The sequence below is a fragment of the Mesorhizobium muleiense genome (assembly GCF_900099905.1).
Lineage (GTDB): Bacteria > Pseudomonadota > Alphaproteobacteria > Rhizobiales > Rhizobiaceae > Mesorhizobium > Mesorhizobium muleiense.
On sequence record NZ_FNEE01000006.1, the window covers coordinates 93,768 to 110,973 of the forward strand.

The 17,206-nt window shown below is 62.5% G+C and carries 18 protein-coding genes; 9 read left to right on the forward strand and 9 right to left on the reverse strand.

Features of this window, described 5'->3' with window-relative positions; translation table 11 throughout:
• Nucleotides 1–57: 57 nt before the first annotated feature.
• On the reverse strand, nucleotides 58–453 hold the full coding sequence (locus tag BLT09_RS13400; RefSeq protein ID WP_091593684.1) for a hypothetical protein: 396 nt from the start codon (nucleotides 451–453) through the stop codon (nucleotides 58–60).
• A 292-nt stretch (nucleotides 454–745) separates the two neighbouring features.
• Between BLT09_RS13400 and urtA the strand changes: the two genes are divergently transcribed.
• From urtA to BLT09_RS34285, 6 genes are all read left to right on the forward strand, one after another.
• Nucleotides 746–2,056 carry an urea ABC transporter substrate-binding protein gene (urtA, locus tag BLT09_RS13405; RefSeq protein WP_091593686.1) on the forward strand — a complete coding sequence of 437 codons (1,311 nt, stop codon included), beginning with the start codon at nucleotides 746–748 and terminating at the stop codon, nucleotides 2,054–2,056.
• 124 nt (nucleotides 2,057–2,180) lie between these two features.
• Complete coding sequence (urtB, locus tag BLT09_RS13410; RefSeq protein WP_091593689.1) at nucleotides 2,181–3,797, forward strand: urea ABC transporter permease subunit UrtB; 1,617 nt, start codon at nucleotides 2,181–2,183, stop codon at nucleotides 3,795–3,797.
• Nucleotides 3,794–5,026: an urea ABC transporter permease subunit UrtC gene (gene urtC / locus BLT09_RS13415; protein WP_091593692.1), complete on the forward strand. Its 1,233-nt coding sequence runs from the start codon at nucleotides 3,794–3,796 to the stop codon at nucleotides 5,024–5,026. Before urtB ends, urtC begins: the two co-directional genes overlap by 4 nt.
• 3 nt (nucleotides 5,027–5,029) lie before the next feature.
• Nucleotides 5,030–5,776: an urea ABC transporter ATP-binding protein UrtD gene (gene urtD, locus BLT09_RS13420; protein WP_091593693.1), complete on the forward strand. Its 747-nt coding sequence runs from the start codon at nucleotides 5,030–5,032 to the stop codon at nucleotides 5,774–5,776.
• A 70-nt stretch (nucleotides 5,777–5,846) separates the two neighbouring features.
• The gene (gene urtE, locus BLT09_RS13425) at nucleotides 5,847–6,542 is read left to right on the forward strand and encodes an urea ABC transporter ATP-binding subunit UrtE (RefSeq protein WP_091593695.1); all 696 of its coding nucleotides are present in this window, start codon (nucleotides 5,847–5,849) and stop codon (nucleotides 6,540–6,542) included.
• Between the two features lie 289 nt (nucleotides 6,543–6,831).
• Nucleotides 6,832–7,008 carry a hypothetical protein gene (locus BLT09_RS34285; RefSeq protein ID WP_091593697.1) on the forward strand — a complete coding sequence of 59 codons (177 nt, stop codon included), beginning with the start codon at nucleotides 6,832–6,834 and terminating at the stop codon, nucleotides 7,006–7,008.
• Nucleotides 7,009–7,039: 31 nt separating this feature from the next.
• Here BLT09_RS34285 and BLT09_RS13435 read toward each other — a convergent pair whose 3' ends face one another.
• The 6 genes from BLT09_RS13435 to BLT09_RS13460 form a co-directional block, all read right to left on the reverse strand.
• A complete protein-coding gene (locus BLT09_RS13435) occupies nucleotides 7,040–7,846 on the reverse strand; it encodes a DUF72 domain-containing protein (protein WP_091593699.1) in 807 nt (268 codons plus the stop codon).
• A 201-nt stretch (nucleotides 7,847–8,047) separates the two neighbouring features.
• A complete protein-coding gene (uvrA, locus tag BLT09_RS13440; RefSeq protein WP_091593700.1) occupies nucleotides 8,048–10,969 on the reverse strand; it encodes an excinuclease ABC subunit UvrA in 2,922 nt (973 codons plus the stop codon).
• Between the two features lie 299 nt (nucleotides 10,970–11,268).
• Nucleotides 11,269–11,445, reverse strand: coding sequence for a hypothetical protein (locus BLT09_RS34290; protein ID WP_167366425.1), 177 nt, complete (start codon nucleotides 11,443–11,445; stop codon nucleotides 11,269–11,271).
• 773 nt (nucleotides 11,446–12,218) lie between these two features.
• Nucleotides 12,219–12,824: an ATP-dependent Clp protease proteolytic subunit gene (locus tag BLT09_RS13450; protein WP_091593704.1), complete on the reverse strand. Its 606-nt coding sequence runs from the start codon at nucleotides 12,822–12,824 to the stop codon at nucleotides 12,219–12,221.
• A gap of 21 nt (nucleotides 12,825–12,845) precedes the next feature.
• Complete coding sequence (locus tag BLT09_RS13455; protein ID WP_091593705.1) at nucleotides 12,846–13,340, reverse strand: SRPBCC family protein; 495 nt, start codon at nucleotides 13,338–13,340, stop codon at nucleotides 12,846–12,848.
• Nucleotides 13,337–13,654: an ArsR/SmtB family transcription factor gene (locus BLT09_RS13460; protein WP_091593707.1), complete on the reverse strand. Its 318-nt coding sequence runs from the start codon at nucleotides 13,652–13,654 to the stop codon at nucleotides 13,337–13,339. Before BLT09_RS13460 ends, BLT09_RS13455 begins: the two co-directional genes overlap by 4 nt.
• 133 nt (nucleotides 13,655–13,787) lie before the next feature.
• On the opposite strand from BLT09_RS13460, the gene BLT09_RS13465 reads away from it, so the two are divergent.
• Together BLT09_RS13465 and BLT09_RS13470 are read left to right on the forward strand one after the other, a co-directional pair.
• Entirely contained in the window at nucleotides 13,788–14,306 is a 519-nt protein-coding gene (locus BLT09_RS13465) for a single-stranded DNA-binding protein (RefSeq protein WP_091593708.1), read from the forward strand.
• 132 nt (nucleotides 14,307–14,438) lie between these two features.
• On the forward strand, nucleotides 14,439–14,864 hold the full coding sequence (locus tag BLT09_RS13470) for an OsmC family protein (protein ID WP_091594016.1): 426 nt from the start codon (nucleotides 14,439–14,441) through the stop codon (nucleotides 14,862–14,864).
• 84 nt (nucleotides 14,865–14,948) lie between these two features.
• On the opposite strand, the gene BLT09_RS13475 is transcribed toward BLT09_RS13470, so the two are convergent.
• Together BLT09_RS13475 and BLT09_RS13480 are read right to left on the reverse strand one after the other, a co-directional pair.
• Nucleotides 14,949–15,578 carry a MarC family protein gene (locus BLT09_RS13475; protein ID WP_091593709.1) on the reverse strand — a complete coding sequence of 210 codons (630 nt, stop codon included), beginning with the start codon at nucleotides 15,576–15,578 and terminating at the stop codon, nucleotides 14,949–14,951.
• 78 nt (nucleotides 15,579–15,656) lie between these two features.
• A complete protein-coding gene (locus tag BLT09_RS13480; RefSeq protein ID WP_091593711.1) occupies nucleotides 15,657–16,193 on the reverse strand; it encodes a hypothetical protein in 537 nt (178 codons plus the stop codon).
• Between the two features lie 84 nt (nucleotides 16,194–16,277).
• On the opposite strand from BLT09_RS13480, the gene BLT09_RS13485 reads away from it, so the two are divergent.
• A complete protein-coding gene (locus tag BLT09_RS13485) occupies nucleotides 16,278–17,132 on the forward strand; it encodes a helix-turn-helix transcriptional regulator (protein ID WP_091593712.1) in 855 nt (284 codons plus the stop codon).
• Nucleotides 17,133–17,206 lie beyond the last annotated feature (74 nt).

Here is a 17,206-nt window from a genome sequence, read left to right on the forward strand (position 1 = left end):
CCCGACTGCTGCTGGCGCGGAACCTCACAAGGTTTCGCGCCTCTTCTTGTCGGCCGTTCAACGCTTCGTGCAGGTCGAGGCGGTGAAGGCGCCGTCAGGCTGCTTCATGATGATGTCGAAGGACGGGCTGGTTTGACCGTCCAGGGTGGCTTGCGTGAGCGAGATCGAGTTGCCGCCGGTCGTGTAGCCGCCCAACGGGCCCAACCAGGTGATCTCGCCATTTTTATTCATCTGATAGTTGTAGCCCTGCCGGGCGGTTCCGAAGCTCACCGGGCCGCTATAGACATTGCCCTTGACGGTGATGTCGCCAAGGCTGAGGAACATGCCAAGCAGATAGACTTCGCAGTGATAGGTGCCATCCGGCAATTTGCCATCGATGAAGTCGGCGCGGGCGCTGCCGGTTGCCGCAACCAGAAGCATGGTGCTGAAAATGCGGGAAATCCTGGAGGTCATGCGGTCGCTCTTGTGAAGATCGATGTTGCCCCATTTTCCTGCAGCGCTGCAACGGTTCGCCGTCTATTGCTCAAAATTCATGCATTAATTCGCGAGTGATCAAAAATTGGGCGATAGCGGGGGACTTTTTCTCAAGCAGAGCACTGGCAGCGGCGCTTATCTTTGGCGGCTAATATATTAACCGGCTGATAGGGCTGGGAAATCCAGACCCGCTTGATTTTGCTCCTGCGGTTGGCACAGCCGTTGCATGGTCTGTTCGCGATGCGATCAACCAGTCAGGGAGTTTTGAAATATGCGGGGCAGTTTCTCGACAATAACAAAAATGTTTTCGGCAGGCGCGGTCACGGCCGGCCTGCTGATGAGCGTCCCGGCCAGGGCGGCTGACGACACGATCAAGGTGGGTATCCTCCACTCGCTGTCAGGGACCATGGCGATTTCGGAGACGACGCTGAAGGACGCCATGCTGATGCTCATCGAAGAGCAGAATGCAAAGGGCGGTCTGCTCGGCAAGAAACTCGAAGCGGTCGTCGTCGATCCGGCTTCGAACTGGCCGCTGTTCGCCGAAAAGGCGCGCGAGCTGATCTCCAAGGACAAGGTCGCGGCGGTGTTCGGGTGCTGGACCTCGGTGTCGCGCAAGTCGGTGCTGCCGGTGTTCAGCGAACTCGACAACATCCTGTTCTACCCTGTCCAGTATGAGGGCGAGGAGAGCGAGCGCAACGTGTTCTACACCGGCGCGGCGCCGAACCAGCAGGCTATTCCGGCTGTCGACTATCTGATGAGCGAGGACGGCGGTTCGGTTAAGCGCTGGGTGCTTGAAGGCACCGACTACGTCTACCCGCGCACCACCAACAAGATTCTCGAAGCCTATCTGAAAGCCAAGGGCGTCGCTGCCGAAGACATCATGGTCAACTACACGCCGTTCGGCTTTTCGGATTGGCAGACCGAGGTCGCGGCGATCAAGAAGTTCGGCTCCGCCGGCAAGAAGACCGCCGTCGTCTCGACGGTCAATGGCGACGCCAACGTGCCGTTCTACAAGGAGCTTGGCAACCAGGGCATCAAGGCCGAGGATATCCCGGTCATGGCCTTCTCGGTCGGCGAGGAAGAGCTTGCCGGTCTCGACACCGCGCCGCTCGTCGGTCATCTCGCAGCCTGGAACTATTTTCAGAGCATCGATACGCCCGAGAACGCCAAGTTCATCGCCGACTGGCACAAGTTCATCAAGAGCGACAAGCGCACCACCAACGACCCGATGGAAGCCCATTATGTCGGCTTCAACATGTGGGTGAAGGCGGTCGAGAAGGCCGGCACCATCGAACCTGACAAGGTCATCGACGCCGTGATCGGCGTCTCGGTGCCGAACCTGACCGGTGGCTATTCGACGATGATGCCGAACCATCACATCACCAAGCCGGTGCTGATCGGCGAAATCCAGGCCGATGGCCAGTTCGAGACCGTGTCGCAGACGCCTGGCCCGGTGATGGGCGACGAGTGGTCCGACTATCTGGCCGATTCGAAGGACCTGATCTCCGATTGGCGCGCGCCTCTGTCCTGCGGCAATTTTAATGTCGCCACCGGCAAATGCGGCGGCAAGGGAACCAACTGATCCTCCCGGGTCTGACGGTCGTGGATTTCTCCACGACCTGGACCGCGACGCGTCCGGGCGAACTCGTCCTCTCCTCCAGTTCGCCCGGACGCGAAGTTTCAACCATCAAGAATCGCAGAAATCGATGATCCTCACCCGCGCGATCGGCCTGACGCTGCTGCTCCTCCTGGGGATGCTGTCGCCGTCGAACGCTGCCGAAGCGGATCTGCGCGCCATCATCGCCAAATTTGCCACTGCCTCGAATTTCTCGGCCACCGAAGCTGTCGTGCGCGAGCTGGCGGCCACCGGTGATACTGCCGTCGAACGTCCGCTTGGCGCGCTTGCCGAGGGCGATCTTTACGTCCGCAAGGCCGATTCGCTGGTTTTCATCGGCAAGGCAGCTGGCGGCAGCGTTGAGCTGCTCGACCCGCTGAGCGGTGAAAAATCCGGTGACGCGGCCAAAAGCGAGATCACCAAGATCAAGGTCAACAACACGCTGCGCCGCGCCATCCGCGATGCGCTGGGCACGCTGACGCTCGGCGCAAAAGATCCGGCCGCGCGCATTGCCGCCGCCGACACCATGTTCAGGACGCCCGATGCGACAAACATCGAGCCGCTCGATGCTGCAGTCGCCAGCGAGACCGTGGCGAGCGTCAAAGCGCTGCTCGAACAGGCCCGCGCCGCATCGGTTCTGGTGTCCGACAGGTCGGAGTCCGACAAGCTGGCGGCGGTCGCCCTGATCGGCGGGCGCGGCGACCGCAACGCGCTGTCCCTGCTCACAGCCGTCGAGGCCAATTCCGAAGGCGCGGTCAAGGACGCGGCGACGGCGGCGATCGCCAACATCAATTCGACGCTGGCGCTGTGGGATGCGGGCCAGAACATCTGGTACGGCATTTCGCTCGGATCGGTGCTGCTGCTGGCGGCGATCGGCCTCGCCATCACCTTTGGCGTCATGGGCGTCATCAACATGGCGCATGGCGAAATGGTGATGCTCGGCGCCTACACGACCTTTGTCGTGCAGGAGGTGATCCGAACCTCCTTTCCCGGCCTGTTCGACTGGTCGCTGGTTATCGCGCTGCCGCTCGCCTTCTCGGTCGCGGCGTTCGTCGGCCTCCTCATCGAGCGGGGCGTGATCCGTTTTCTCTACGGCCGGCCGCTGGAGACGCTGCTGGCGACATGGGGCGTCTCGCTGATCCTGCAGCAGGCCGTGCGCACCATCTTCGGGCCGACCAACCAGGAGGTCGGCAATCCGTCGTGGATGTCGGGTTCGTTCTATATCGGCCAGCTTGCGGTGACCTGGAACCGGCTCTGGATACTGGTATTCGCGCTCGGCGTGTTCGCGGTGCTGCTTTATGTGATGAAGCGCACCCCCTGGGGCCTGCAGATGCGCGCCGTCACCGCCAATCGCCGCATGGCCGCTTCGATGGGCATCAGGACGCCGTGGGTCGACGCGCTGACCTTTGCCCTGGGATCCGGCATTGCCGGCATCGCCGGTGTCGCGCTCAGCCAGATCGACAATGTCTCGCCCAATCTCGGCCGCGGCTACATCATCGACAGCTTCATGGTCGTCGTCTTCGGCGGGGTCGGCAATCTCTGGGGGACGCTGGTCGGCGCCTTCTCGCTCGGCATCGTCAACAAGTTCCTCGAACCCTATGCCGGCGCGGTTCTCGGCAAGATCGTCGTGCTGGTCCTCATCATCCTGTTCATCCAGAAACGCCCGCGCGGCCTGTTCGCGCTGAAGGGCAGGTCGGTGGAAGCATGATCACCGGACGCTTCTTCGCCGCCGGCGCCGACCGCCGCATCGCCATCACGATCTTCATCCTTCTGGCGGTCGCCATCATCGTGCCGCTGCTCAATCTTGCGGTATCGCCGACAAGTGCGTTCTACGTACCGTCCTATGTCGTCGCGCTCACCGGCAAATACCTCTGCTACGCGCTGCTCGCCCTGGCGCTCGATCTCGTCTGGGGCTATTGCGGCATCCTTTCGCTCGGCCACGGCGCCTTCTTCGCGCTCGGCGGCTATGCGATGGGCATGTATCTGATGCGCCAGATCGGTTCGCGCGGCGTCTACGGCAATCCGCTGCTGCCGGACTTCATGGTGTTCCTGAATTATGGGGAATTGCCGTGGTTCTGGTACGGTTTCGACCAATTCTGGTTTGCCGCGATCATGGTTCTTGCGGTGCCTGGCCTGCTCGCCTTCGTCTTCGGCTGGTTTGCCTTCCGCAGCCGCGTCACCGGCGTCTATCTGTCGATCATCACCCAGGCGATGACCTATGCGCTGCTGCTTGCGTTTTTCCGCAACGACATGGGTTTCGGCGGCAACAACGGCCTGACCGATTTCAAGGATATTCTCGGCTACAACGTGCAGGCCGATGCGACACGCTCGGCATTGTTCGCGGCCAGCGCCGTCACCCTGGCGCTCGCCGTGTTCGTCACCTGGGCGATCGTCGGTTCCAAATACGGCAAGCTGCTGATGGCGGTGCGCGACGCCGAGAGCCGCACGCGCTTTCTCGGCTGGCGGGCGGAAAACGTCAAACTGTTCGCCTTCACCGTGTCGGCTGTCATGGCCGGCATTGCCGGCGCGCTCTACGTGCCGCAGGTCGGCATCATCAATCCGGGCGAGTTCGAGCCGTCCAATTCGATCGAGGTCGTGGTATGGGCGGCCGTCGGCGGGCGCGGCACCATCGTCGGGCCGATCATCGGCGCGCTCGTGGTCAATGCCGGAAAATCCTGGTTCACCGGCGTGCTGCCGGCGTTCTGGCTGTTTGCGCTGGGCGGGCTGTTCGTCGCCGTCACGCTGTTCCTGCCCAAGGGCATTGTCGGCATGTGGGATTCCTGGCGCGGCAATGCCAGGGCGCTGCGCGCAGCCTCGATCGCCGAGGAGGACGGCACCGATCCTGACGTCGCGCCACCGCCGAAGATCGTTCGCTCGGCTGCGAGAACGCCGGGCGACTGGTCCGCATCCGGCCCCGAACCGCAGCCGGCGGAGTGAGCGATGTCGAAGAGCAACACCATCCTCTATCTCGACGGCGTCTCGGTTTCCTTCGACGGCTTTCGCGCCATCAACAATTTGTCGCTGGTGCTCGACAAGGGCGAGATGCGGGCGATCATCGGTCCCAACGGCGCCGGCAAGACCACGATGATGGACATCGTCACCGGCAAGACGCGCCCCGACTCGGGCGAGGTTTATTTCGACGGGCAGGTCGACCTGACGAAACATGACGAGGCCGAGATCGCCATGATGGGCATCGGCAGGAAATTCCAGAAGCCGACGGTGTTCGAAAGCCACACGATCGAGGACAACCTGATGCTGGCGCTGAAGGGCCCACGCTCGATCTTCCCGGCACTGTTCCATCGCCGCTCGGCGGCGGAGGCGCGGCGGATCGACGACATCCTCGGCATCATCCGGCTCGGTGACAAGCGCGACGAGCTCGCCGCCAATCTCAGCCACGGACAGAAGCAATGGCTCGAGATCGGCATGCTTTTGGCGCAGGATCCGAAGCTGCTTTTGGTCGACGAACCGGTCGCCGGCATGACCGACGCCGAAACCGAGGAGACCGCGCGGCTGCTCAGGGATATTGCCCGCGACCATTCGGTCATCGTCGTCGAGCACGACATGCATTTCGTGCGCGAGCTCGGCGTCAAGGTCACCTGCCTGCACGAAGGCTCGGTGCTGTCCGAAGGCTCGCTCGATTTCGTTTCGGCCGACGAGCGTGTCGTCGAAGTCTATCTGGGGAGATGATCATGGTCTGGCGCGTTCCGTTCCATCATTTCGATCTTTCGTTCTTCAGGCGCTGGAGAAGGCGCTGACCATGCTCGAAGTCTCCAACGCCACGCTGCACTACGGCGCCGCCCAGGCGCTGCGTGGCGTCTCGCTGAAGGCCGGCGCCGGCAAGATCACCTGCGTGCTCGGCCGCAACGGCGTCGGCAAAACCAGTTTGATGAGATCGATCGTCGGCCACCACCGGCTGACGAGCGGAAGCGTTGCCTTCGAGGGGAAGGCGCTCGACCGGAGCGCGGCGTATGATCGCGCCCGGTCGGGCATCGCATTCGTGCCGCAGGGCAGGGAGATCTTCCCGCTGCTCACCGTGCGGGAAAACCTCGAATCGGGCTTTGCGCCATTGAAGCGCGCCGACCGCAACATTCCCGGCCACGTCTTCGAATTGTTCCCGGTGCTGAAGCAGATGCTCGGCCGCAGGGGCGGCGACCTTTCCGGTGGCCAGCAGCAGCAGCTTGCCATTGGCAGGGCACTGGTGATGCGGCCGAAACTGCTGGTGCTCGACGAGCCGACCGAGGGCATCCAGCCGTCGATCATCAAGGATATCGGCCGCGCCATCCGCTATCTGCGCGACCAGGCCGATATCGCCGTGCTGCTGGTCGAACAGTATCTCGATTTCTGCCGGGAACTGGCCGACGAAGTCAACATCATGGACCGCGGCCTGATCGTCCACACCGGCCCGGCCGAGGATCTCGACCGGGCGGATGTGAGGAAGTTTCTTACGGTGTAGGGTTCATCCCGTCGGTCGAGTAGAGGCGATTGGGCGACCATCGCCACTACTCGACCGAAGTCGCGAATGCCCGCCCAGTCTATCCTGAACGCCTTTGTTCCTGAACGCCTCTGGCGCGCTGAAGATTGCATGCTAGGCTTTACTTGGCCTTGTTGAGTCGGCCGCTTTCCGTATCAGTCACGTCGACAGATCAGGCGCAGGCTCAGCCGGCACGTTCCGTGCAAGCAGCCTCCTCCTGCGATCTGATCGTTGTTCAAACGCATTTGGGGCACTTGGGCCAGGGCAGCCGATGGAACGTTACGTCGAGGACCACCAGAAACGACGGCTTACCGAGCACGTCGACATCATGACCGCCATCGATATTCTGAAATCGCAAGGATACGACCACGACGAACTGATCGCGGAGCTCACCAAGGTGTTCTTCGTCGATCTCGATGCCTACAACGAAGTCGTGGTTGCGGCATGACCGAAGGGGTGGACGCGATGTGCCGCCAACGTCAGCCTGTGACGCGCTTCATCAGCGCCATGGCGCCGAACGGCGCGCGGGCCTTGCCTTCGGTGATGAAGTAGACGAACACATCACGCGGTTTGAGCGGCGCTTCGGTTGAGGGATCGGCACGCGGCAGGTCGGCCGGCGCCTTGCCCTGCGCCCAGGTCTTTGCCCGCGCCGCCCATTCGTCGAGCGTCTTTGGCGTGTAGCAGTCGGGATTGTCGTCGCTGCCGATCTGCAGCCGGACATAAATGAAATCGCCGGTGACGTCGGCGATCGCTGGATATTTGGCGTGGTCGGCGTAGACGATCGCCACCTTGTATTGGCGCGCCAGGGCAGCGAATTCCGACACGACGAAACTGTCGTTGCGCACCTCGACCGCATGGCGCAGCGCAACGCCGTCCTGCTTTTCAGGCAACAGCTTGAGGAAAGCCTCGAAATCGTCCGGGTCGAATTTTTTGGTTGGCGCGAACTGCCACAGGATCGGCCCGAGCTTGTCGCCGAGCGCGGCGACGCCCGATCCCAGGAAACGCGTCATCGACTCGCCGGCTTCACCGAGGACGCGGCGGTTGGTGACGAAACGGTTGCCCTTCAGCGAATAGACAAAACCGTCCGGCGCTTCGTTTGCCCATTTGACGAAGGTCGGCTCCTTGAAACTCGAATAATAGGTGCCGTTGACCTCGATGCTTGGCACCTGCCGGGTTGCATAGTGCAGTTGCTTCGCCTTGGACAACTTGTCCGGGTAGAAAGACTTGTCCCAGGGCTCGAAGGTCCAGCCGCCCATGCCGGCGCGGATTTTTCCAGATTGAGTCACTTTCGTCCTCCCGGGTTGAAATGGATCAGGCCGTAGCGAGCGTCTCGACAGCTTTAGTCATGTCGACAAGCGTCAGCCGGTGCGGATTGGGCGTAGGGCGCAAAGACGGCTTGCGTCAGCCGGGCGACAGCATCAGGATCACCGGCAAGCGCTCTTCTGATCTTCATTTGAAGGTTCTTCCAGACGCCAGCCAGTCTTCACTCACTCCGCCGCTTCGCGCTTGCCTCCGGGCCGCCGCTCCAGCAGCTCCCGCAGGAACTGGCCGGTGTAGCTGCGCTTTTCGCGAACAATATCCTCCGGCGTGCCCGAGGCCACCAGCTCGCCGCCGCCGTCGCCGCCTTCGGGACCGAGGTCGAGCACCCAGTCTGCTGTTTTTATCACTTCCAGATTGTGCTCGATGACGACCACCGTGTTGCCCTGGTCGACCAGCTCGTGCAGCACTTCCAGGAGCTTGGCGACGTCGTGGAAATGCAGGCCGGTGGTTGGCTCGTCGAGGATGTAGAGCGTCTTGCCGGTCGCCTTGCGCGACAGCTCCTTGGCCAGCTTGATGCGCTGCGCCTCGCCGCCCGACAACGTCGTCGCCTGCTGGCCGACATGGATGTAGCCGAGGCCGACCTGCTTCAGCGTCTCCAGCTTGTCGCGCACGCCGGGCACCGCGGCGAAGAAATCGACGCCTTCCTCGACCGTCATGTCGAGCACGTCGGCAATCGACTTGCCCTTGAACAGGACGTCGAGCGTCTCTCTGTTATAGCGCTTGCCGTGACAGACGTCGCAGGTGACATAGACGTCGGGCAAAAAGTGCATCTCGATCTTGATGACGCCGTCGCCCTGGCAGGCCTCGCAGCGGCCGCCCTTGACGTTGAACGAGAAGCGACCTGGCTGATAGCCGCGCGCTTTGGATTCCGGCAGGCCGGCGAACCAGTCGCGGATCGGCGTGAAGGCGCCGGTATAGGTGGCGGGATTGGAGCGAGGCGTCCGTCCGATCGGCGATTGGTCGATATCGATGACCTTGTCGAGGAACTCGAGGCCCTCGATGCGGTCGTGCTCGGCCGGGTGCTCGCGCGAACCCATGATGCGGCGCGACGCCGCCTTGAACAAGGTCTCGATCAGGAAGGTCGACTTGCCGCCGCCGGAGACGCCGGTGACGGCGGTGAAGGTGCCGAGCGGGATTTCGGCGGTGACGTTCTTCAGATTGTTGCCGCGCGCGCCGACGATCTTCAGGCGCCGGTTCTTCTTGGCCTCGCGTCGCACCGCCGGCGTCGCCACTTCGAGCTCGCCGGACAGATATTTGCCGGTGATCGAGGCGGGGCTGGCCATGATCTGCTGCGGCGTTCCCTGCGCGATGATGTGGCCGCCGTGGATGCCGGCGGCCGGGCCGATATCGACGACATAATCGGCATGCAGGATGGCGTCCTCGTCATGCTCGACGACGATCACCGTGTTGCCGATGTCGCGCAAATGCTTCAGCGTGTCGAGCAGGCGCGCATTGTCGCGCTGGTGCAGGCCGATCGACGGCTCGTCCAGCACATAGAGCACGCCGGTGAGGCCGGAGCCGATCTGCGAGGCCAGCCGTATGCGCTGGCTCTCGCCGCCCGACAGCGTGCCGGAATTGCGCGACAGCGTCAGGTAGTCGAGCCCGACATCGTTGAGGAAGCGCAGCCGCTCGCGGATTTCCTTGAGCACGCGCACCGCGATCTCGTTCTGCTTGTCGCTGAGTGCGGCGGGCAGTTCGGTGAACCATTGGTCAGCCTTGCGGATCGACAGCTCGGTGACCTCGCCGATGTGCTTGCCGGCAATCTTCACCGCCAGCGCTTCCGGCTTCAGCCGGTAGCCGCGGCAGGCCGGGCAAGGCGTGGCCGACATGAAGCGCTCGATCTCCTCGCGCATCCAGGCGGATTCGGTTTCCTTCCAGCGCCGCTCGAGATTGGGGATGACGCCTTCGAATGTCTTTGTCGTCTGGTAGGAGCGCAGGCCGTCATCGTACTGGAAAGTGACCTCGCGCTCGCCGGTGCCGTGCAGGATGGCTTGCTTTGCCTCTGCGGTCAGGTCGCGGAACTTGTCGCCGAGCTTGAAGCCATAAGCCTTGCCCAGCGCCTCGAGCGTCTGCACGTAATAGGGTGAGGTCGATTTCGCCCATGGGCTGACGGCGCCGGCGCGCAGCGACAGATTGTCGTCGGGCACGATCAGGCTGGCGTCGATGGCGCGCTGGCTGCCGAGGCCGTCGCAGGTCGGGCAGGCGCCGAACGGGTTGTTGAAGGAGAACAGCCTGGGCTCGATCTCGGGAATGGTGAAGCCGGACACCGGGCAGGCGAATTTTTCGGAGAACAGGATGCGCTCATGCGTCTCGTTCTTCGATTTGTTGACCGAATCCTCGCCGGTCTGGCTGGCGTCGAGCGGCCGGTCGGCGAATTCGGCCACCGCCAGCCCGTCGGCGAGCTTCAGCGCGGTCTCGATGGAATCGGCAAGCCGCGTCGCCAGATCGCCGCGCACGACGATGCGGTCGACGACGACGTCGAGGTCATGCTTGTACTTCTTGTCCAGCGCCGGCACGTCGGCGATCTCGTAAAAGACACCATCGACCTTGACGCGCTGAAAACCCTTTTTCTGCAGCTCCAGCAGTTCCTTGCGGTATTCGCCTTTGCGGCCTCGCACCATCGGCGCCAGGATGAACAGACGCGTGCCTTCCTCGACCGCCAGCACGCGGTCGACCATCTGCGAAACCGTCTGGCTCTCGATCGGCAGGCCGGTGGCCGGCGAATAGGGGATGCCGACGCGCGCGAACAGCAGCCGCATATAGTCGTAGATCTCGGTGACGGTGCCAACCGTCGAGCGCGGGTTCTTCGACGTGGTCTTCTGCTCGATGGAGATGGCCGGCGACAAGCCGTCGATCTGGTCGACATCAGGCTTCTGCATCATTTCGAGGAACTGCCGCGCATAGGCCGACAGGCTCTCGACGTAGCGGCGCTGGCCCTCGGCATAGATGGTGTCGAAGGCGAGCGACGACTTGCCGGACCCCGACAGCCCGGTCATGACGATCAGGCTGTCACGCGGCAGGTCGAGATCGACATTCTTCAGATTGTGTTCGCGCGCCCCGCGAATGGAAAGATATTTATGGTCGGCCATCGCCGGTCGCCGCCTCAGATCTGGAATCTCGTGGGATGGCGGGTTGTCCCGGCCATCTCCCATGTAGGTAATTTCGCTCACCATTTCGAGAGAACTCTCGACCAAAGCCTTTAACCGTCTTTCGCGCGGGCGAGCAAGCGGAAAGAACAAAGGCCGAACACGCTCCTGACAAATGCGCTCATCAAACCAGCTTCGCGCACCACCGCATTAAAGTTCCACGCGTTAGCAAACGTGCGAACCCCAAACGGGTGGACAGCTTGCGACCAATGCGGAACCCGGCGCACCTTTCGAGAACGAAGTCACACTGCAACAAAAGAAATCGTACCCAATAATACAATCGCTGCTGCCGCAGCGAACCAATACGACGAGCGCACAATGTTGCGATTGTTTTTCTTCCCGTCGCCTCTCACAAGCAAGACCAAGCCGACCGAGCAAAAGATAAATCCCACAAGGGCCGACAGAATAAAAAGATACATGCCGGTCTCCAACTCCAAGTCGCATTCTAGCGAATGGAGACTTCTGTCGATAGTCACCTCGGCGCAAGGCGCAGCGCTCTGATCCATGGCCGACGCCGCGCTGCTCAAAACGGATGCAAATTTCGGATTCGCCACACAAGCGATCACGTTTTTGGTAAATCGGCTATCCACCTGTTGACGTCTTAACCTCAAGGAGTCAGACTCCAGGCGTCACCGAAGCCGACTATCTTTCGATGGCCTCGCCGCCCTAAGGCGGCCTGCACGAGTTGCAGGCTTTTGCGATATGCGCTTCGGACGACACCAGTCGCAATGGACAGAAAAGGAGAGCAGAGGAATGACTCCACCGGACAGTCCCTTGAGGCTCCACGTGTCGCTGGAGCCGCGGCAGGCATAAGTGCCAGGGCCAGGCGTTTGCGCCGCCCGACAAACCGTGACCTGCCGATCCCATTAAAATCAGAGACTACTAGTCGGATCGTCGGCTGAACGCCGCGAAGCATCCGAGATCAAAGAGCCGGCAGTTCGCTCCCGGCCATTGGATTTCAGATCCAAAAAAGCCCCGACCGTTTTGCGGAAGCAGCGGCGGGGCTATTTGTTTCTATGGTGCAAGCACGCGGTCTTGCCTTCTCCCCTTGTTGTGGGAGAAGGTGGATTGGCGCGTAGCGCCAAGACGGTTGAGGGGTGACCAAGCTTCGCTCGGCCACCTTCTCCCACAACAAGGGGAGAAGGGGGGCCAAGCTCGAATGTCGGCGACTGGCGCTCATGGCGTTCGGCTTTCAAGCCGCCTGTTTGCGCGTATCAAAAACATGATCGACAAGGCCCCAGGCCTTTGCCTCCGCGGCGGTCATGAAATGGTCGCGGTCGAGCGTGCGTTCGACCTCTTCGAACGTGCGACCGCAGTGGCGCGCGTAAAGCTCGGTCATGCGCCGCTTGGTCCTGAGGATGCCTTCGGCGTGGCGCTGGATGTCGGAGGCCTGGCCCTGGAAACCGCCTGACGGCTGGTGCAGCAGGATGCTGGTGTTGGGCAGCGCGATGCGTCGCCCCGGGGTGCCGGCCATCAGCAGGAAGGAGGCCATCGACGCAGCAAAGCCCATGCAGACGGTCGATACGGGGCAAGAAACGTACTGCATCGTGTCGTAGATAGCGAAGCCGCTGGTCACCACACCGCCCGGCGAGTTGATGTAGAGGGAAATTTCCTTGTCTGGATTGTCGGATTCCAGCGACAGGAGCTGGGCACAGACCAACGCCGACACATTGTCGTCGATCGGACCGTTGATGAAGATGATGCGCTCGCGCAGCAGCCGCGAGAAAATGTCGAAGGCGCGTTCGCCGCGGCTCGACTGCTCGATCACCATCGGCACCAGATTGGCAAAACCGCTCATCGCTTTTCTCCGTTGTGCTGCTCAGGCCGCGCGCAGGACGAGGCGATGCGTGTTTGCGGCTATGGTCTGTCTGGGGTTTTGTGCGTTGAGCGAAAGCCGGCAACCGGCGCCGGCAACCGCAGGCGTCGCTACTCGCGCAAATCCGTCGTGGACGATGCGCAGATGCGTGCCGCCCGACACAGTGCGGTCAAGCGTGAAGGTGACGATGCTGTCCATTGGGCTGTCCAGCGGGCTGGTGAGCGGATTCGCTGTATTGCCAGGCGCCGGCCGCTCCCGCCAGGAGTAGCGCAGCAGGCGTTCGGGCTCGGCGTCGAGGATTTCGCACTCGATCGGTGCATCCGCCTTGGCAAAGGCAAAGCGGCTGCCGATCTCGGGCTTGATGTCGTTCGGCATCATCCAGGCCGCGAGCAGGTCCGGCACCGTCAGCGCCCGCCACACTTTTTCCGGCGGGTCTGGGAGCTCGCACTCGAACTCGATCGAGTCTGCCGCCATGTTTGAATGCTGTTTTGCCGTCATTGGTCCATATCCTTCAAAACCGCCTTGAGCCGTTCGATACGCTCGGGCCAGAACGCACGGTAACGCTCGATCCAGCCGAGCAGAGGCTCAAGCCCTTGCGGATCGGCGCGATAATAGGAGTTGCGGCCGGCTCGCCGCTCGGTCACCAGGCCGGCGCCGCGCAGCACTGCGAGATGCTGCGACACGGCCGGTTGCGACACGCTCGTGCCGCTGCGCAGCTCCGACACCGTCATCTCGCCGGCGGCGAGCCGTTCGTAGACGGCGCGGCGCGTCGGGTCGGCAAGCGCTCGAAATTGCTGACATTCCTTGACAATAGGGATCGATGGTTATAGAACGAAAAGAGAACAAAAACCTTGTGGGAAAAGCCAGCCACGGCAGGCGGGGATTGTCCGCAGTCTATAAGGTGAGAGCGAGAAAATTTGTTTCGGATGAGCGCGGAGAAGTATCATGGCGGGTAGCGTCAACAAGGTCATTCTGGTGGGCAATCTCGGGGCGGACCCGGAAATCCGCCGTTTGAATTCGGGTGAGCCGGTCGTCAATATCCGCGTCGCCACCTCGGAAAGCTGGCGCGACAAGACTTCCGGCGAGCGCAAGGAAAAGACCGAGTGGCACAATGTCGTCATCTTCAACGAGCAACTCGCCAAGGTCGCCGAGCAGTATCTGAAGAAGGGTGCGAAGGTTTATGTCGAAGGCCAGTTGCAGACACGCAAATGGCAGGACCAGACCGGCAATGATCGCTACACGACCGAAATCGTGCTGCAGAAATTCCGTGGCGAGCTGCAGATGCTCGACGCACGCGGGCAGGGCGAGGGCGGTCAGGTCGGCAGCTATGCCGGTGGCGGCAGCAGCCGCGGTTCCGATTTCGGCCAGTCCGGCCCGGGCGAGAGTCTCAATCGCGGCGGCGGTGGCGGCAACAAGGGTGGCGGCGGTTCGTCGCGCGAACTCGACGACGAAATTCCGTTCTGATCCCTCGGCGCGAGCGGGTCTGCGCGAGCTGACACCCAGCTACTTGAGGTCACGCATTGGCGTCCCGAAAATCTGTCTCGGATTTTCGGGACGTTGTGCGTTTGAGCGGTGCACGGTGAAAGGACGTATCAGGTGAAAGCACGGATCAAATGGGTCGAGGAGCGCACTTTCGTCGGCGAGTCCGGCAGCGGTCACAAGGTGGTGCTGGGAACCGCGTTCGGACCGGACGGCAAGACGCCGGGGCCGAGCCCGATGGAACTGGTGCTGCTCGGCACTGGCGGCTGCTCAGCCTATGATGTCGTCCACATTCTCGAAAAGGGCCGCGAGGCGGTCGAAGACTGCGTGGTTGAACTCGACGCCGACCGGGCGGAGAAGGAGCCGCGGGTGTTCACCCGCATCCATATGCATTTCATCGTCAAGGGCCGCGCGCTTTCGCCTGACAAGGTCAGGCGGGCGATCGACCTGTCGATCGAAAAATACTGCTCGGCCTCGGCAATGATGGCCAAGACCGCCGAGATCACCCACGACTTCGAAGTTATTGATACGACGGCGAAGTAGGATAGCGTCCAGTGGCCGTTCGTTGCGCGAGATGGATGACGAAAATGACGGCCTCGGCAATCAAGCGCGAGGCCGCTTTCATTTTCATGCCGCCATCAACGCCTTGACGCCGTCGGCGACGAACTGCACGGCGAGCGCCGCGAGGATGACACCGAGCAGCCGGGTCAGGATCGAGCGGCCGGTCTGGCCGAGGACCCGGTCGATGCGCTCGGCCAGCACGAACACCAGGTAAGTGATGACAAGGCAGATCGCGATGATGCCGACAAGGGCCGCCTGCGCGCCAAAACCTGGAAACGAGCCGGACAACAGGACGGTCGCTGAAATCGCGCCCGGACCGGCGATCAGCGGGATCGCCAGCGGAAAGGCGGCAATGTTGTGGATCATGTCCTTGGTGATGGCGACGTCGCCGATCTTCTCCTTGCGGTCCTGCCGACGCTCGAACACCATTTCGAAGGCGATGAAGAACAGCAGGAACCCGCCGGCGACGCGGAACGCCGGCAGCGTGATGCCGAACACCGACAGGATCGATGCGCCGGCGATTGCAAACAGCGCCATCACCAGGAAAGCAATGATCGAGGCACGCACGGAAACCTGGTTACGCTCCTCGCGGTTCATCCCGCGCGTCACGGCAAGGAAGAGCGGCGCCAGGCCAGGCGGGTCGATGGTCACCAGAATGGTGACGAAGGCGTTGAACAGGGTGTCGAAGCTCGGCATCTCTGACCCTCCCCGCCGGGCGGTGCCCGAGACCCCAGCATTGGTAGAGCAAAGCGGCGTCAGGGGGAACCGTGCAGGTCAGGTGCTGGCGACGCGTCGCGCCAGGAACTCGACTTCGAGCCGCCAGGTCGCACCATTGTCCTGCGAGCGTTCGCCCAGCCAGCGGAACGAATCTTCGGTGATCCGGGAAAAACTCCAGCGCACCGCGGCGCCGGTGCCGTCGGCGCCTTGCTGGACGATGGTGTCGCCCTCGGCGCGGCCGAGCTGGCGGCTGTAATACTGGGTGCGCGGATCGCTCCAGAAGATATGCCAGGCGTCGACGCCGGGGTCATAGACGCGCAGTGTCGTGCCATAGAAGGTCCATTGGCCGAGCGAGTTCTGTGCGCCACTGTTCCGCGCGGGCAAGATCCATACGTCCTGGATCGCGCGGCCCTCGAGCACCCAGCCGAAATGCACCTCGCCGCGTCCGGTCAGAACCTGGCCGTCTTCGAGATGGCGCGTGGCATCGAACGTCCAGGCGCCGACGAAGCGGCCGTAAAGGTTCAGTTTCTCGGCAAGGTCTGCGGCTGGCCCGTCGCTGTGCAGGGCTTCGGCAACGGAAGATGAATTGAACATGGTTTCTGCCCACTTTGTCAGGAGACCGGGAAGAATAGGCTTGGCAGTCTTCTTGCGCTTGGGAAAAATTGCTATCTTTCGGCCATGACGACGAGCGTGCATACACTGGCGTCCGGAAAAGGCTGGCGGGTGTCGGACGTAGTCTGCACTGCCGGCGCCGCTGATCGCCCGTTCGAGGAAGAGCATCGCAGCTTCTGTGTCGCAGTGGTGACCAACGGCACCTTCCGCTACCGCGCACGCCAGGGCACGGCGATGTTGACGCCGGGCGCAATTCTGCTCGGCAACCCCCGCACTTGCTACGAGTGTGGGCACGAGCATGGCGCCGGCGACCGCTGCATCTCCTATCATTTCAGCCCGGCCTATATGGAGCAGATCGTCGCCGACTCGCCGGGCGCGAAGAAGCTGGCCTTCAAGACGCCGCTTCTGCCGCCCTTGCCGGCGCTGGCACGGCTGCTGGCCGAGGCGGAAGCCGCGCGCGAGATGGCCGAGATCGAGGCGTTCGAGGAACTCGGACTGCGGATTGCCGGCGCAGCCGTCGCCTCCGGTATCACGCCCGCTGCCCGGTCACCGAGCCGCCGCGATCAGAAACGCGTTGCGGAGGCGGTGCGGCGCATCGAAAAGGATGCCGAAAGGCCGGTCTCGCTCGCCGAGCTTGCAAGCGAAACGGCGACCAGTCCTTACCATTTCCTGCGCAGCTTCCGGCATGTCGCGGGCATGACGCCCTACCAGTTCGTGCTGAAAACCCGGCTGCACAGGACGGCGGTGCGGCTGCGCATGTCGGACGAGGCGATCTCGACGATCGCCTTCGAAGCCGGGTTCAACGATTTGTCGACCTTCAACCGCCGTTTCCGCCGCGTGATGGGGGAGGCGCCCGGCGCCTACCGGCTCCGGCGGCGAGGTGATAAATTGCCGAACGCGTCCGTGGTTCCGGCTTTGTGAAGCAAAAAATTGGCCTGACAATGAGCTTTGCCCCGGCGGCCACGAAAGCGCCTCGGCCATATCGTCGCAATCAG

Bases quoted from the DNA above. Each gene is read 5' to 3' on its own strand.
- BLT09_RS13400 (WP_091593684.1), bottom strand. From the start codon at position 453: ATGACCTCCAGGATTTCCCGCATTTTCAGCACCATGCTTCTGGTTGCG.
- urtA (WP_091593686.1), top strand. From the start codon at position 746: ATGCGGGGCAGTTTCTCGACAATAACAAAAATGTTTTCGGCAGGCGCG.
- urtB (WP_091593689.1), top strand. From the start codon at position 2,181: ATGATCCTCACCCGCGCGATCGGCCTGACGCTGCTGCTCCTCCTGGGG.
- urtC (WP_091593692.1), top strand. From the start codon at position 3,794: ATGATCACCGGACGCTTCTTCGCCGCCGGCGCCGACCGCCGCATCGCC.
- urtD (WP_091593693.1), top strand. From the start codon at position 5,030: ATGTCGAAGAGCAACACCATCCTCTATCTCGACGGCGTCTCGGTTTCC.
- urtE (WP_091593695.1), top strand. From the start codon at position 5,847: ATGCTCGAAGTCTCCAACGCCACGCTGCACTACGGCGCCGCCCAGGCG.
- BLT09_RS34285 (WP_091593697.1), top strand. From the start codon at position 6,832: ATGGAACGTTACGTCGAGGACCACCAGAAACGACGGCTTACCGAGCAC.
- uvrA (WP_091593700.1), bottom strand. From the start codon at position 10,969: ATGGCCGACCATAAATATCTTTCCATTCGCGGGGCGCGCGAACACAAT.
- BLT09_RS34290 (WP_167366425.1), bottom strand. From the start codon at position 11,445: ATGTATCTTTTTATTCTGTCGGCCCTTGTGGGATTTATCTTTTGCTCG.
- BLT09_RS13450 (WP_091593704.1), bottom strand. From the start codon at position 12,824: ATGAGCGGTTTTGCCAATCTGGTGCCGATGGTGATCGAGCAGTCGAGC.
- BLT09_RS13455 (WP_091593705.1), bottom strand. From the start codon at position 13,340: ATGACGGCAAAACAGCATTCAAACATGGCGGCAGACTCGATCGAGTTC.
- BLT09_RS13465 (WP_091593708.1), top strand. From the start codon at position 13,788: ATGGCGGGTAGCGTCAACAAGGTCATTCTGGTGGGCAATCTCGGGGCG.
- BLT09_RS13475 (WP_091593709.1), bottom strand. From the start codon at position 15,578: ATGCCGAGCTTCGACACCCTGTTCAACGCCTTCGTCACCATTCTGGTG.
- BLT09_RS13480 (WP_091593711.1), bottom strand. From the start codon at position 16,193: ATGTTCAATTCATCTTCCGTTGCCGAAGCCCTGCACAGCGACGGGCCA.
- BLT09_RS13485 (WP_091593712.1), top strand. From the start codon at position 16,278: ATGACGACGAGCGTGCATACACTGGCGTCCGGAAAAGGCTGGCGGGTG.